Source organism: Micromonospora sp. AB353 (assembly GCF_049538395.1).
Lineage (GTDB): Bacteria > Actinomycetota > Actinomycetes > Mycobacteriales > Micromonosporaceae > Micromonospora > Micromonospora aurantiaca.
Genome location: NZ_JBMVFV010000040.1, coordinates 17,450 through 29,431 on the forward strand (window position 1 = coordinate 17,450; position 11,982 = coordinate 29,431).

Sequence of the window (11,982 nt, forward strand, 5' to 3'; positions counted from 1 at the left end):
GCCGACGTGACCTCGTTGACCACTGCCGCCGCCCCCACCGGGGACGGCGTCCCAGTGGTCAACGAGGTCGCCGGCGTACCCGCCGGCATCGGCGCGGCCGCCCGGTCCGCCCGGGCCGACGCGCTCGACGCCTGGCTGTGCCGGGCCTTCCCGGACCGGGACGGGGTCGCGCTCGTCGCGGTGGGCGGGCTGGGCCGTCGCCAGTGCGCCCCCTACGGCGACCTCGACCTGGTGCTGCTGCACGCCGGGGTGCCCGGCATCGACGAGCTGGCCGCGTCGCTCTGGTATCCGATCTGGGACGCCGGGCTGCGGCTGGACCACTCGGTGCGCACCGTCGCCGAGGCGCTGTCGGTGGCCCAGGACGACGTCAAGGTCGCCCTCGGCCTGCTCGACGCCCGGCACGTGGCGGGCGACCCGGCGCTCACCGACCAGCTCGCCCGTACCGCCACCGACCACTGGCGGCGGACCGCGATCCGCCAGCTCCCCGGCCTGCGCGAGATCACCGCCGCGCGCTGGGAGGCGCACGGCGAACTGGCGTTCCTGCTCGAAGGCGACCTCAAGGAGGCGGCCGGCGGGCTGCGCGACGTGGGCATCCTGCGCGCCATCGCCACCGCCGGGGTCACCGACGCGCTCCGCCCCGCCGTGTACGCGGCGCACCGGCGGCTGCTGGACACCCGCGACGCGCTGCACCAGCAGGTGGGCCGCCGGGTCGACCGCCTGGTCGCCCAGGAACGCGACGGCGTGGCGCGCCTGCTCGGCGCCGAGGACGGCGACGCACTGCTGCGGCTGGTGGCCGGCGACGCCCGCACGGTGAGCCACGCCCTCGACGACGCCTGGCGGGCCGCCGACCGGCTCCGCTCCGGCCGGCACCGCGCCGCGCCCGGCCGCCCGCTGCGCCGCCCGGTGGCCCGGGACGTGGTGGAGCAGGACGGCGAACTCGTGCTCGCCCGCACCGCCATCGGCGCCCGACCCGACCCGAGCCTGTCGCTACGTGTGGCCGCCGCGGCCGCCACCACCCGGCTGCCGATCGCGCGGGCCACCTGCGAGTGGCTCGCCGCGTACTGCCCGCCGCTGCCCGCGCCCTGGCCGCCGGCGGCCCGCGCCGCGCTGATCACCCTGCTCGGTGCCGGTCCCGGCCTGGTGCCCGCCTGGGAGACCTGCGACAGGTACGGGCTGATCGACCGCTGGCTGCCCGAGTGGACCCGGATGCGCAGCCTGCCCCAGCACAACCCGGTGCACCGGTTCACGCTCGACCGGCACCTGGTGCAGACCGCGTACGAGGCGAGCCGGCACACCCGCGACGTGGAACGGCCCGACCTGCTGCTGCTCGGCGCGTTCCTGCACGACATCGGCAAGGGGCTGGACGGGGACCACTCGACTGTCGGCGCGCCACTGGCCGAGGCGGTCGCCACCCGGATCGGGCTGCCGCCGGACGAGGCGGCGCTCATCGGCACGCTGGTCCGGCTGCACCTGCTGCTGCCCGACGTGGCCACCCGCCGTGACCTGTCCGATCCGAAGACCGTCGCCGGGGTCGCCGAGCGGGTCGGTGACACCGGCACGCTGGAACTCCTGCACGCCCTGGTCCGCGCCGACGCCGCCGCCACCGGCCCGGCGGCCTGGTCCGGCTGGAAGGGCCGGCTGATCGCCGAACTGGTGAGCCGGGTACGCACCACGCTGGACACCGGCGTGGTACCCGCCCCGCCGGCCCCGGACCCGGCGCTCGTGGCCGGGCCGCTGCCTGTCGTACACCTGGGGGAGGACCGGGTGTCGGTGGCCGCGGCCGACCGGCGCGGGCTGCTCGCGACGGTGGCCGGGTGCCTGGCGCTGCACCGCCTGGAGGTGATCTCCGCGGACGCCGCCACCGTCGACGGCCGCGCCCTGGTCGAGTGCCGGGTGAAACCGCGCTACGGACTGGCCCCGGACCCGATCGCGCTCAGCGCCGACCTGCGCCGCGCGGTCGGCGGCGACGTGTCGGTCATCCAGCGGCTGCGCGGCCGGGCCCTCGCGGCGCGCAGCCGGGGCGCCGCGCCGCGGGTGGTGTGGCACCGGGAGGCGGCCACCGACGCGGTCCTGCTGGAGCTGCGGGCCGCCGACGCCGCCGGGCTGCTGTACCGGGTCACCTGCGCGCTGGACGAGGCGGGCGCCCAGGTGCGGGCGGCCCGGATCTCGACGCTCGGCGGTGACGTGGTGGACGCGTTCTACCTGGTCGGCGGCTGGCCCTCGGACGAGGAACGGGCCCGGATCGAGGCCGCCGTCCTCGCCGCCGTGTAAGGAAGGGCCCCCTCTTAACGCCTCCGGTAGAGCAGGGGCCCCTTGTTAACAGAGCTACGCCGCTGCGGTACGCCGGGAGCCGCCGACGGGCGACGCGTGGGTGGCCGGGCCGGAGCGGGGGTGCGGGCGGCGGGCTACCCTAACGGTGGGCTGGACCACCGGCCCGGCAGCATGTGCCCGCCGAAAACGACAAACGGGATGTTCGCGTGTTTGACACCTTGAGTGACCGCCTGTCCGGGATCTTCACCAAGCTCCGCGGCAAGGGCCGGCTCACCGACGCCGACATCGACGCCACCGCGCGCGAGATCCGGATGGCGTTGCTGGAGGCCGACGTCGCCCTGCCGGTGGTCAAGGGCTTCATCGCGAACGTCAAGGAGCGGGCGCGCGGCGCCGAGGTCTCCCAGGCGCTCAACCCGGCGCAGCAGATCGTCAAGATCGTCAACGAGGAGCTGATCAAGATCCTCGGCGGCGAGGGGCGGCGGCTCCAGTTCGCCAAGAACCCGCCGACCGTGATCATGCTGGCCGGTCTCCAGGGTTCCGGCAAGACGACGCTCGCCGGCAAGCTGGCCCGCTGGCTCAAGAGCCAGGGCCACCAGCCGCTGCTCGTCGCCGCCGACCTCCAGCGTCCCAACGCCGTCGGGCAGCTCCAGGTGCTCGGTGGCCGGGCCGGGGTCGAGGTGTACGCCCCGGCGCCCGGCAACGGCGTCGGCGACCCGGTGCAGGTGGCCCGCGACTCGATCGAGCACGCCCGCCGCGCCGCCCGGGACATCGTCATCGTCGACACCGCCGGCCGGCTCGGTATCGACACCGAGATGATGCAGCAGGCCGCGAACATCCGCGACGCGGTCCAGCCGGACGAGGTCATCTTCGTCATCGACGCGATGGTCGGCCAGGACGCGGTGCGTACCGCCGAGGCTTTCCGCGACGGTGTCGGCATCACCGGCGTGGTGCTGTCCAAGCTCGACGGCGACGCCCGCGGTGGTGCCGCGCTCTCCGTCCGCGAGGTGACCGGCCAGCCGATCCTGTTCGCCTCCACCGGCGAGAAGCTGGAGGACTTCGACGTCTTCCACCCGGACCGGATGGCCAGCCGGATCCTCGGCATGGGCGACGTCCTCACTCTGATCGAGCAGGCCGAGGCGGCCTTCGACTCCGATCAGAAGGAGAAGATGACCGCCAAGCTGATGGGCGGGGAGACCTTCACGCTGGAGGACTTCCTCGATCAGCTCATCGCGGTCCGGCGGATGGGCCCGATCGCCAACGTGCTGGCCATGATGCCGGGCATGGGGCAGATGAAGGACCAGCTCGCCGAGCTGGACGACAAGCACTTCGACCGGGTCACCGCGATCATCAGGTCGATGACCCCGGCCGAGCGCACCAACCCGAAGATCATCAACGGCTCCCGCCGGGCCCGCATCGCGAACGGCTCCGGCGTCACCGTCATGGACGTCAACCAGCTGCTCAACCGCTTCGCCGACGCGCAGAAGATGATGAAGCAGATGGGCGGCATGATGGGCCTGCCCGGCGGCGGCCGGCGCAAGGCGACGAAGTCGCCGAAGAACAAGCGCAAGGGTACGAAGGGCGGCGGGCGGCCGCGTACCGGCGCCGGCATGCCGGGCGGCTTCCCGGGCGGCATGCCGCAGCTCCCGCCGGGCCTGGACCCGGGTGACCTGGCGGGTGGGCAGGGCCTGCCGCCGGGCTTCAAGCTCCCGAAGATCGACTTCAACAAGCTCGGCAAGGGCGGCGACAAGGGCCCCCGCTAGCGTGTCGGTGACGGTGGGCGACATCGCTGTCTCTTAGGGTTATGTCGCCCCCTGGAAGGAGATGTCAATGACCGCGGCCCCGATCCTGCCGGAGCGGCACGAGTGGACGGTCGACGACCTGGGCGAGCTGCCCAAGGACCTTCCGTACGAACTGATCAACGGAAGGTTGATCGTGCCGTCGCCCACTCTGCTGCACCAGGACATGTGCGTCGAGTTGCTGCTCGCGCTTCGCGTCAACTGCCCGAAGGAGTACCAGGTCGGGATCGACCTGTCGATGCGGGTCGACCACCGGAACGAGCCCCGGCCGGACGTCGTCGCGGTCGTGCGGGGTAACGCCAACCGGAGCCCGTTGCCGGTCGAGGACGCGGTGCTCGCCGTCGAGGTCATCTCGCCGACCTCCACCTTCCGCGACATGTACGACAAGGCCAGGGTCTACGCGCACGCCGGTGTCCGCTCCTACTGGGTGCTCGACCCGGTCAAGGAGAAGATCACGCTGACCGAGTACGTGCTCGGCGCCAATCGCGAGTACAAGCAGGTCAGTCAGGCCGAGGATCTGTTCGTCACCGAGCGGCCCTGGAAGGTCTCGGTCGATCTGCCGGCGCTGACCGCGCGCCGCAACGACCTGCTCGCCGGCGAGGAGGACTGATCGGGTAGGACTGTGCACATGGCTCTGCACGTGCGCGGTGTGTTCCTTCCCGACGACGAGGTCCGGGACGTCTGGCTGGTCGGCGACCGGGTGACATTCGAACCGGTGCCCGGCGCCGAGACGGTGGCCGACGGCGGCTTCGTGCTGCCCGGCCTGACCGACGCGCACTGCCACATCGGCATCGCCCGCGGCGGCAGCCCGATCACCTCGCTCGACCAGGCACGGGACCTGGCCCGGATCGACCGGGACGCGGGCGTGCTGGCGATCCGGGACGCCGGGTCGCCGTACCCGTACCCCGAACTGGAGGACGAGCCGGACCTGCCGCGACTGGCCCGCGCGGGCCGGCACGTCGCCCCGCCGAAGCGCTACCTGCGCGACATCGGCGTGGAGGTCGGCGCGGCGGAGGTCGTCGCGACGGTGGCCGCGCAGGCCGCGGCCGGCAACGGCTGGGTCAAGCTGGTCGGCGACTGGATCGACAGGGGCGTGGGCGACCTGGCGCCGGCCTGGGACGCCGGCACCATGACCGCGGCGGTCGCCGCCGCGCACGCCGCAGGGGTACGCGCGGCGGTGCACACGTTCTCCGAGTCGGCGGTGGAGATCATGGTGCGGGCCGGGGTGGACTCGGTGGAGCACGGCACCGGGCTGAGTCTCGACCTGATCGACCTGATGGCCCGGCAGGGCACCGCGCTGGTCCCCACGATGATCAACATCCGGACGTTCGGCCACATCGCCGAGCAGGCCCGGCCCAAGTTCCCCGGGTACGCCGACCACATGCTCGCCCTGCGCGACCGCTTCCCCGAGGTGGTGCGCGCCGCGCACGAGGCCGGCGTGCCGATCTACGTCGGCACCGACGCGGGCGGCGGCATCGACCACGGGCTGGCGGCCGAGGAGATGCTGCTGCTGCACGAGCAGGCCGGCATGTCCGCCACGGACGTGCTCGCCGCCGCCTCCTGGCGGGCCCGGGAGTGGCTCGGCTTCCCCGGCCTGGTCGAGGGCGGCCTCGCCGACCTGGTGGTCTACCCCGAGGATCCGCGCCGCGACCTGCGTGCGGTCCGGACGCCCAGCCGGATCGTGCTGCGCGGCCGGGTCGTCCGCTGACCTGCGGTCGGGGGCGGGGGTGACCGGCCGCCACCGGCGGCCCTAGCGGGCCGTCGCCGCCATCAGGAACAGGCGTACCGCCAGGTCGGCCAGCCGGTCGGCGGTCTCGTCGACCGGGCCGCCGGGCAGCACGATGTGGCTCACCACCAGGCGTACGACGCTGTCCGCCGCGAACGCCAGGGCCGCCGGATCGGCGTCGGGCAGGCGCTCACCGGTCCACTCCAGCAGCGCCCGCGCGGCCTCGGCGAGCACCAGCTCGGACCGGGTGGTGAGGTACGGCAGCAACTCCTCCGATCCGCCCCGGGTGCTGGTCAGCACCGCCCGGACCAGCGGGTTTTCGGCGGCCGAGGCGAGCGTGCGGTGGATCGCCGCGTACGCGGCCGCGCGGACGTCGAAGTCGTGCTCGGCCAGCGCGGACCGGACCTGGCCGACGAACCGGTCCACCTCGTGCCGGGCGAGCGCCTCGCCCAGGCCCGCCTTGGTGCCGAACTCGTTGTAGACCGTCTGCCGGCTCACCCCCGCGGCGCTCGCGACGGCACCCATCCGGACCCCGGCCCAGCCGGTCGTGACGGTCAGCGAACGGGCGGCGTCGACGATCGTGTCGCGCACCGGCGTGACGTTCCTCGGCTTAGACATGGTGATCGAAGTCTACGGGCGCTGTTCAGCGCACCTCGAGTTCGTACTCCGCCTCGACCCGGAACCGTCCGCCGTCGTGGCCGCCGAAGCTCAGGTGGTGCGTCCCCGGCGCGGGCGGCGGCACCAGACCCCACAGACCCCAGCAGGAGACGTGCACCGGCCACGGCCACGCGGTGACGACGTTGTTGAAGAACCCCCGCACCGGGAACGAGGCGGGCGAGCCCGCCGGCCGCACCGGCACCGCCACGCCGTCCAGCTCGGCGTGCCCGACGGCGTGGGGCATCGGCGGGACCGGATCGTCCCGGCGGCCGACCCGCCAGCAGCAGATCGCCGGGAAGAACAGCGGGCGACCCGCCGGCACCACACCACGCCGGGCGACCCCGCCGCCCTGCGTGCCGGCCAGGAACCACACGTCGTCGGGCTGGTGACGCCCGCCGTGCCGGCCGGTGGTGTCCTTGAGCGGGTTGACCGGCTGGCGGTGGGCGGCCACCCAGGCCACCCAGCGGGCGGCGAGCGGGGCCAGTGCCGGCGCCGGGTCCGGGGCGGGGAGGTGCATGACGGCAGATGGTAGTGCGGGCGCGCCCGGCTGCGCCGACCCGTCACGGGACGCATAGGATGTGCGGTCATGGCACGCGTGCTCACTCCCCGTGCGGAGGACTTTCCCCGCTGGTACCAGGACCTGATCGCCAAGGCGAAGCTGGCCGACAACGGCCCGGTCCGGGGGACCATGGTGATCCGACCGGCCGGCTACGCCATCTGGGAGCGGATGCAGGCCGAGATGGACGCCCGGATCAAGGCGGCGGGCGCGGAGAACGCGTACTTCCCGCTGTTCATCCCGGAGAGCTACCTGAAGCGGGAGGCCGAGCACGTCGAGGGCTTCTCGCCGGAGCTGGCGGTGGTCACGCACGGTGGCGGCAAGCAGCTCGCCGAGCCGGTGGTGGTGCGCCCCACGAGCGAGACGGTCATCGGCGAGTTCATGGCCAAGTGGATCGACTCGTACCGCGACCTGCCGCTGCTGCTCAACCAGTGGGCCAACGTGGTGCGGTGGGAGCTGCGCCCGCGGATCTTCCTGCGTACCAGCGAGTTCCTCTGGCAGGAGGGGCACACCGCGCACGCCACCCGTGAGGACGCCCGCGCCTACGCGCGGCGGATCCTGCACGAGGCGTACGAGGACCTGATGGTCAACGTGCTCGGCATCCCGGTGGTGGTCGGCCTGAAGACCGCCCGGGAGCGCTTCGCCGGTGCCACCGCCACGTACACGTGCGAGGGCATGATGGGCGACGGCAAGGCGCTCCAGTTGGGCACCAGCCACGAGCTGGGCCAGAACTTCGCCAAGGCGTTCGACATCAGCTACTCCTCGGCCGAGGGCGGCCGGGAGCACGCGTGGACGACCTCCTGGGGCACCTCCACCCGGATGCTCGGCGGCCTGATCATGTGCCACGGCGACGACAACGGGCTGCGGGTGCCGCCGAAGCTGGCGCCGGTCCAGGCGTACGTGATGATCGTCAAGGACGGCGAGGGCGTGAGCCAGGCGGCGGCCAAGCTGTGCGACGCGCTGCGGGACGCCGGGGTGCGGGTGGCGCTCGACGACCGGACCGACACCGCGTTCGGCCGCCGCGCCGTCGACGCCGAGCTGCGCGGCTACCCGGTCCGCGTCGAGGTCGGCCCGCGTGACCTGGCCGCCGGCAACGCCGTGGTGGTCCGGCGTACGGACGGCTCGAAGGCCCCGACGCCGGTGGCCGACGTGGTCGGCGCGGTGGTGGCCGCGCTGGAGGCCGACCAGCGGGCGCTGCACGACCAGGCGCTGGAGTTCCGCCGGTCCCGCACCGTCGAGGTGTCGACGCTGGCCGAGGCGATCGAGGCGTCCGCCACCGGCTGGGCGCGGGTGCCGTGGTCGGCGGTCGGCGTCGAGGGCGAGGCCGAGGCGAACGGCCAGGGCGTGACGGTCCGCTGTCTGGTGCGCGCCGACGGCTCGGTGCCGGACTCGGAGGACGAGCCCGACCTGGTGGCGATCCTCGCCCGCGCCTACTGAGGGTGTAAGGAAGGGCCCCTTCTTAACGCATTCCGCAGAGGAGGGGCCCCTTGTTAACACGACGGCGGGGGTGAGCGTGCGGTTCGAGCCGGGGCGGCTGATCATGCACCGCAACGTGCGCAACGGCCGGATCGGCTGGGTCCGGTCGGCCCGCGTGGTCTCCGACGACGAGCGCGGCCTGGTGCTCTGGGTGGCGCGCGAGGCGCCCGTCGCGCACGAGGTGAACGCCGCCGGCCTGGGCATGCGGGCCGTGCCGTTCGCCGAGTGGGTGACGTCGTCCTACCGGCTCGCGCAGGGGCTGTGGAACGGCCCGCCGGTGCTGAAGTTCCTGCCCACCGGCGCGGCCCACTCGGTCTGGTGGTTCCGCGACGCCGCCGGCCGCTTCCAGAACTGGTACGTCAACCTGGAGGAGCCCGGCGTCCGCTGGGACGACGGCACGGTGGCCGGGGTCGACATGGTCGACCAGGATCTCGACGTCGTGGTCCACCCGGACCTGAGCTGGGAGTGGAAGGACGAGGACGAGTTCGCCGAGCGGCTGGCGTTCCCGGAGCACTACTGGGTGACAGACGAGAAGGCGGTACGCGCCGAGGGCGAGCGGGTGATCCGGATCGCCGAGGCGGGCGAGTTCCCGTTCGACGGCACCTGGTGCGACTTCACCCCGCCCGCCGAATGGGATGCGCCGGACGAACTTCCACCGGGGTGGGACCGCCCGCCGGTGCGCTGAACGAGTGTCCTCGGTCACGGCCCGGGCTGCCCCCGGGCGTGGTGTCCGGGTCCGGTGTGAGAGTTCCGGTCCCGATCTGGCAGAATGGTTCGCTGGTATCCGGCACGCGTCCGGCGCCCTCTAACCCGGGCGCGTCGCCAGTTCACCGAGCAGTCTCCGGCCCAAACCCCACTGTGCCGGTCGGCGCTCACCCGCCACACCGCCCGTACGGGCCGGTGAGATCGCAACAGGAGCGAAACAACTGTGGCCGTAAAGATCCGGCTCCTGCGGATGGGCAAGATCCGCAACCCGCAGTACCGCATCGTCATCGCCGACTCGCGCACCAAGCGTGACGGTCGCGCGATCGAGTTCGTCGGTGTGTACCAGCCGAAGGAAGACCCTTCGGTGATCGAGGTCAAGTCGGAGCGGGTCCAGTACTGGCTCTCGGTCGGCGCCCAGCCGAGCGAGGCCGTGCAGCGCCTGCTGGAGCTGACCGGTGACTGGCAGAAGTTCAAGGGCCTGCCGGCCCCGCCGCCGCTGAAGGTCGCCCCCGAGCGGGCTGACCGCAAGGCGGCGTACGAGGCCGAGGCGAAGGCCGCCGCCGGCGTGGCGGACACCCCGGCGAAGCCGGCCAAGAAGGCCGCCGCCAAGGCGGAGGAGCCGAAGGCCGAGGCCCCCAAGGCCGAGGAGCAGACCGGTGCCGAGTCCGGCGAGCAGGCCTGACATGCCGCTGCGTCCCGCTCTGGAGCACCTGGTCAAGGGCATCGTCGACCACCCGGACGACGTCCGGGTGCGCATGGTCGACTCCCGTCGGGGCAAGCGCCTCGAAGTCCGCGTGCACCCCGAGGACCTCGGCACGGTGATCGGGCGGTCCGGCCGGACCGCCAAGGCGCTGCGTCAGGTGATCGGCTCCATCGGCGGGCGTGGGGTACGCGTCGACATCGTCGACTCGTACTGATGCTTCTCGTCGTCGGCCGGATCGGTAAGCCGCACGGCATCCGCGGTGAGGTCACCGTGGAGGTGCGTACCGACGAGCCCGAAGCACGGTTCGCCCCCGGCTCGGTGTTGACCACCGAGCCGGGGGTCACCCCGTCGGAGCCCGGCGCCTGGCGGGTGCCGCCGACACTCACCGTCGAGTCGGCCCGCTGGCACCAGGGCCGCCTGCTCGTCGCCTTCGAGGGCGTGCTGGAGCGGAACGTCGCCGAGGCACTGCGCAACACGCTGCTCGGCGTGGACAGCGCCGACGTCGCCCCGCCGGAGGACCCGGAGGAGTTCCACGACCACCAGTTGGTCGGGCTCGCCGTGGTCACCCGCGACGGCGAGCACGTGGGCGAGGTGGCCCGCATCGACCACGCGCCCGCGTCCGACATGCTGGTGCTGCGGCGCCCCGAGGGGCGTACCGCGCTGGTCCCGTTCGTCAAGGCGATCGTGCCCGAGGTGGATCTGGCGGGCGGTCGCGTCGTCGTCGACCTGCCCGGTGGCCTGCTCGACCTCTAGCTCTCGACCTCCGGCTGGAGCCACCGCATGCGCGTCGACATCGTATCGATCTTCCCTGAGTACTTCGCCCCGCTGGACCTGTCGCTCATCGGCAAGGCCCGCGCGAACGGCACGCTGCGGCTGGCCGTACACGATCTGCGGACCTGGACCCACGACGTGCACCGCACCGTCGACGACACGCCCTACGGCGGCGGTCCGGGCATGGTCATGCGGCCGGAGCCGTGGGGTGAGGCCCTGGACGCGCTGGCGCCCGGCGAGCTGAGCCCGGACGGGCACACGCTGCCCCGGCTGCTCGTGCCGTCGCCCGCCGGCGTCCCGTTCACCCAGGCCCTGGCGCACGAGCTGGCCGCCGAGTCGCACCTGCTGTTCGCCTGCGGCCGGTACGAGGGCATCGACCAGCGGGTGCTGGACCACGCGGCGACCCGGATGCCGGTGACCGAGGTCTCCCTCGGCGACTACGTGCTGTTCGGCGGCGAGGTGGCCGTGCTGGTGATCCTGGAGGCGGTCACCCGGCTGCTGCCCGGTGTGCTCGGCAACGCCGGGTCGCTGGACGAGGAGTCGCACGCGCACGGGCTGTTGGAGGCCCCGCTCTACACGAAGCCGGCGAGCTGGCGCGGGATGGACGTGCCCGAGGTGCTGCGCTCCGGCGACCATGCCCGGATCGACCGCTGGCGGCGCGACGAGTCGCTGCTGCGGACCGCGGCCCGGCGCCCAGACATGATCGGCGCGCTGGCCCCGGAGGCGCTCGACGAGCGGGACCGGGCGACGCTGGACCGGGGCGGATTTTCCCCGCCACCGGGGCATGTGGCAAAGTAGAGGGGTTGCCGCATCCGTCCACGCCGTGGGCGGCTGCGAGGACCCTCGACCGGGGCCGGTCTCGCCGGCCACCACCCGGGGGTCAGAATCACCCATCCGCGCATCGACTGACGATGCGCCGTGAGCCTCACGAGGACGCAGCGATGAACATCCTGGACGCCCTTGACGCCCAGTCGAAGCGTACCGACCTGCCCGACTTCCGTGCCGGTGACACCGTCAAGGTGCACGCGCGGGTCGTCGAGGGCAACCGCTCCCGGGTCCAGATCTTCCAGGGCGTCGTCATCCGCCGCCAGGGTGACGGCCTGCGCGAGACCTTCTCGGTCCGCAAGGTCAGCTTCGGGGTCGGCGTGGAGCGGACCTACCCGCTCAACGGCCCGGGCATCGACCGGATCGAGGTCGTGACCCGCGGTGACGTGCGTCGCGCCAAGCTCTACTACCTGCGTGAGCTGCGCGGCAAGAAGGCCAAGATCAAGGAGCTGCGGGAGAAGCAGCCGGCGAACTGATCGCGTTCGCCACGCCGCCC

13 protein-coding genes are annotated in these 11,982 nt (G+C 73.2%); 11 read left to right on the forward strand and 2 right to left on the reverse strand.

Features of this window, described 5'->3' with window-relative positions; all coding sequences use genetic code 11:
- Window positions 1-6: 6 nt before the first annotated feature.
- The 4 genes from ACPCK6_RS17670 to ACPCK6_RS17685 all read left to right on the forward strand — a co-directional run bounded on the left by ACPCK6_RS17670 (window position 7) and on the right by ACPCK6_RS17685 (window position 5,775).
- The gene (locus ACPCK6_RS17670; protein ID WP_423481659.1) at window positions 7-2,271 is read left to right on the forward strand and encodes a [protein-PII] uridylyltransferase; all 2,265 of its coding nucleotides are present in this window, start codon (window positions 7-9) and stop codon (window positions 2,269-2,271) included.
- Between the two features lie 206 nt (window positions 2,272-2,477).
- Window positions 2,478-4,031, forward strand: a complete 1,554-nt coding sequence (gene ffh, locus ACPCK6_RS17675; RefSeq protein ID WP_423481660.1) for a signal recognition particle protein — start codon at window positions 2,478-2,480, stop codon at window positions 4,029-4,031.
- Window positions 4,032-4,098: 67 nt separating this feature from the next.
- Window positions 4,099-4,677, forward strand: coding sequence for a Uma2 family endonuclease (locus tag ACPCK6_RS17680; RefSeq protein ID WP_120571180.1), 579 nt, complete (start codon window positions 4,099-4,101; stop codon window positions 4,675-4,677).
- A gap of 18 nt (window positions 4,678-4,695) precedes the next feature.
- The gene (locus ACPCK6_RS17685; RefSeq protein ID WP_396880292.1) at window positions 4,696-5,775 is read left to right on the forward strand and encodes an amidohydrolase family protein; all 1,080 of its coding nucleotides are present in this window, start codon (window positions 4,696-4,698) and stop codon (window positions 5,773-5,775) included.
- 42 nt (window positions 5,776-5,817) lie between these two features.
- Here ACPCK6_RS17685 and ACPCK6_RS17690 read toward each other — a convergent pair whose 3' ends face one another.
- Both ACPCK6_RS17690 and ACPCK6_RS17695 read right to left on the reverse strand, forming a co-directional pair.
- Window positions 5,818-6,411, reverse strand: coding sequence for a TetR/AcrR family transcriptional regulator (locus tag ACPCK6_RS17690; protein WP_396880293.1), 594 nt, complete (start codon window positions 6,409-6,411; stop codon window positions 5,818-5,820).
- A gap of 25 nt (window positions 6,412-6,436) precedes the next feature.
- Entirely contained in the window at window positions 6,437-6,967 is a 531-nt protein-coding gene (locus tag ACPCK6_RS17695) for a hypothetical protein (protein WP_423481661.1), read from the reverse strand.
- Window positions 6,968-7,036: 69 nt separating this feature from the next.
- On the opposite strand from ACPCK6_RS17695, the gene proS reads away from it, so the two are divergent.
- The 7 genes from proS to rplS all read left to right on the forward strand — a co-directional run bounded on the left by proS (window position 7,037) and on the right by rplS (window position 11,962).
- Window positions 7,037-8,443: a proline--tRNA ligase gene (gene proS / locus ACPCK6_RS17700; RefSeq protein ID WP_396880295.1), complete on the forward strand. Its 1,407-nt coding sequence runs from the start codon at window positions 7,037-7,039 to the stop codon at window positions 8,441-8,443.
- A 76-nt stretch (window positions 8,444-8,519) separates the two neighbouring features.
- Window positions 8,520-9,167 (forward strand): ribonuclease FAU-1 family protein, encoded by a 648-nt coding sequence (locus ACPCK6_RS17705; RefSeq protein ID WP_318336292.1) that lies wholly within the window; start codon window positions 8,520-8,522, stop codon window positions 9,165-9,167.
- Window positions 9,168-9,410: 243 nt separating this feature from the next.
- Window positions 9,411-9,869 carry a 30S ribosomal protein S16 gene (gene rpsP / locus ACPCK6_RS17710; RefSeq protein ID WP_018786330.1) on the forward strand — a complete coding sequence of 153 codons (459 nt, stop codon included), beginning with the start codon at window positions 9,411-9,413 and terminating at the stop codon, window positions 9,867-9,869.
- On the forward strand, window positions 9,844-10,104 hold the full coding sequence (locus tag ACPCK6_RS17715; protein ID WP_026268109.1) for an RNA-binding protein: 261 nt from the start codon (window positions 9,844-9,846) through the stop codon (window positions 10,102-10,104). The genes rpsP and ACPCK6_RS17715 overlap by 26 nt, the downstream gene beginning before the upstream one ends.
- Window positions 10,104-10,643 (forward strand): ribosome maturation factor RimM, encoded by a 540-nt coding sequence (rimM, locus tag ACPCK6_RS17720; protein WP_396880297.1) that lies wholly within the window; start codon window positions 10,104-10,106, stop codon window positions 10,641-10,643. The genes ACPCK6_RS17715 and rimM overlap by 1 nt, the downstream gene beginning before the upstream one ends.
- 27 nt (window positions 10,644-10,670) lie before the next feature.
- The gene (trmD, locus tag ACPCK6_RS17725; protein ID WP_423481662.1) at window positions 10,671-11,459 is read left to right on the forward strand and encodes a tRNA (guanosine(37)-N1)-methyltransferase TrmD; all 789 of its coding nucleotides are present in this window, start codon (window positions 10,671-10,673) and stop codon (window positions 11,457-11,459) included.
- Between the two features lie 143 nt (window positions 11,460-11,602).
- On the forward strand, window positions 11,603-11,962 hold the full coding sequence (gene rplS, locus ACPCK6_RS17730) for a 50S ribosomal protein L19 (protein WP_013284591.1): 360 nt from the start codon (window positions 11,603-11,605) through the stop codon (window positions 11,960-11,962).
- Window positions 11,963-11,982: the final 20 nt, after the last annotated feature.

Bases quoted from the DNA above. Each gene is read 5' to 3' on its own strand.
- ACPCK6_RS17680 (WP_120571180.1), top strand. From the start codon at position 4,099: ATGACCGCGGCCCCGATCCTGCCGGAGCGGCACGAGTGGACGGTCGAC.
- ACPCK6_RS17685 (WP_396880292.1), top strand. From the start codon at position 4,696: ATGGCTCTGCACGTGCGCGGTGTGTTCCTTCCCGACGACGAGGTCCGG.
- ACPCK6_RS17690 (WP_396880293.1), bottom strand. From the start codon at position 6,411: ATGTCTAAGCCGAGGAACGTCACGCCGGTGCGCGACACGATCGTCGAC.
- ACPCK6_RS17695 (WP_423481661.1), bottom strand. From the start codon at position 6,967: ATGCACCTCCCCGCCCCGGACCCGGCGCCGGCACTGGCCCCGCTCGCC.
- proS (WP_396880295.1), top strand. From the start codon at position 7,037: ATGGCACGCGTGCTCACTCCCCGTGCGGAGGACTTTCCCCGCTGGTAC.
- rimM (WP_396880297.1), top strand. From the start codon at position 10,104: ATGCTTCTCGTCGTCGGCCGGATCGGTAAGCCGCACGGCATCCGCGGT.
- trmD (WP_423481662.1), top strand. From the start codon at position 10,671: ATGCGCGTCGACATCGTATCGATCTTCCCTGAGTACTTCGCCCCGCTG.
- rplS (WP_013284591.1), top strand. From the start codon at position 11,603: ATGAACATCCTGGACGCCCTTGACGCCCAGTCGAAGCGTACCGACCTG.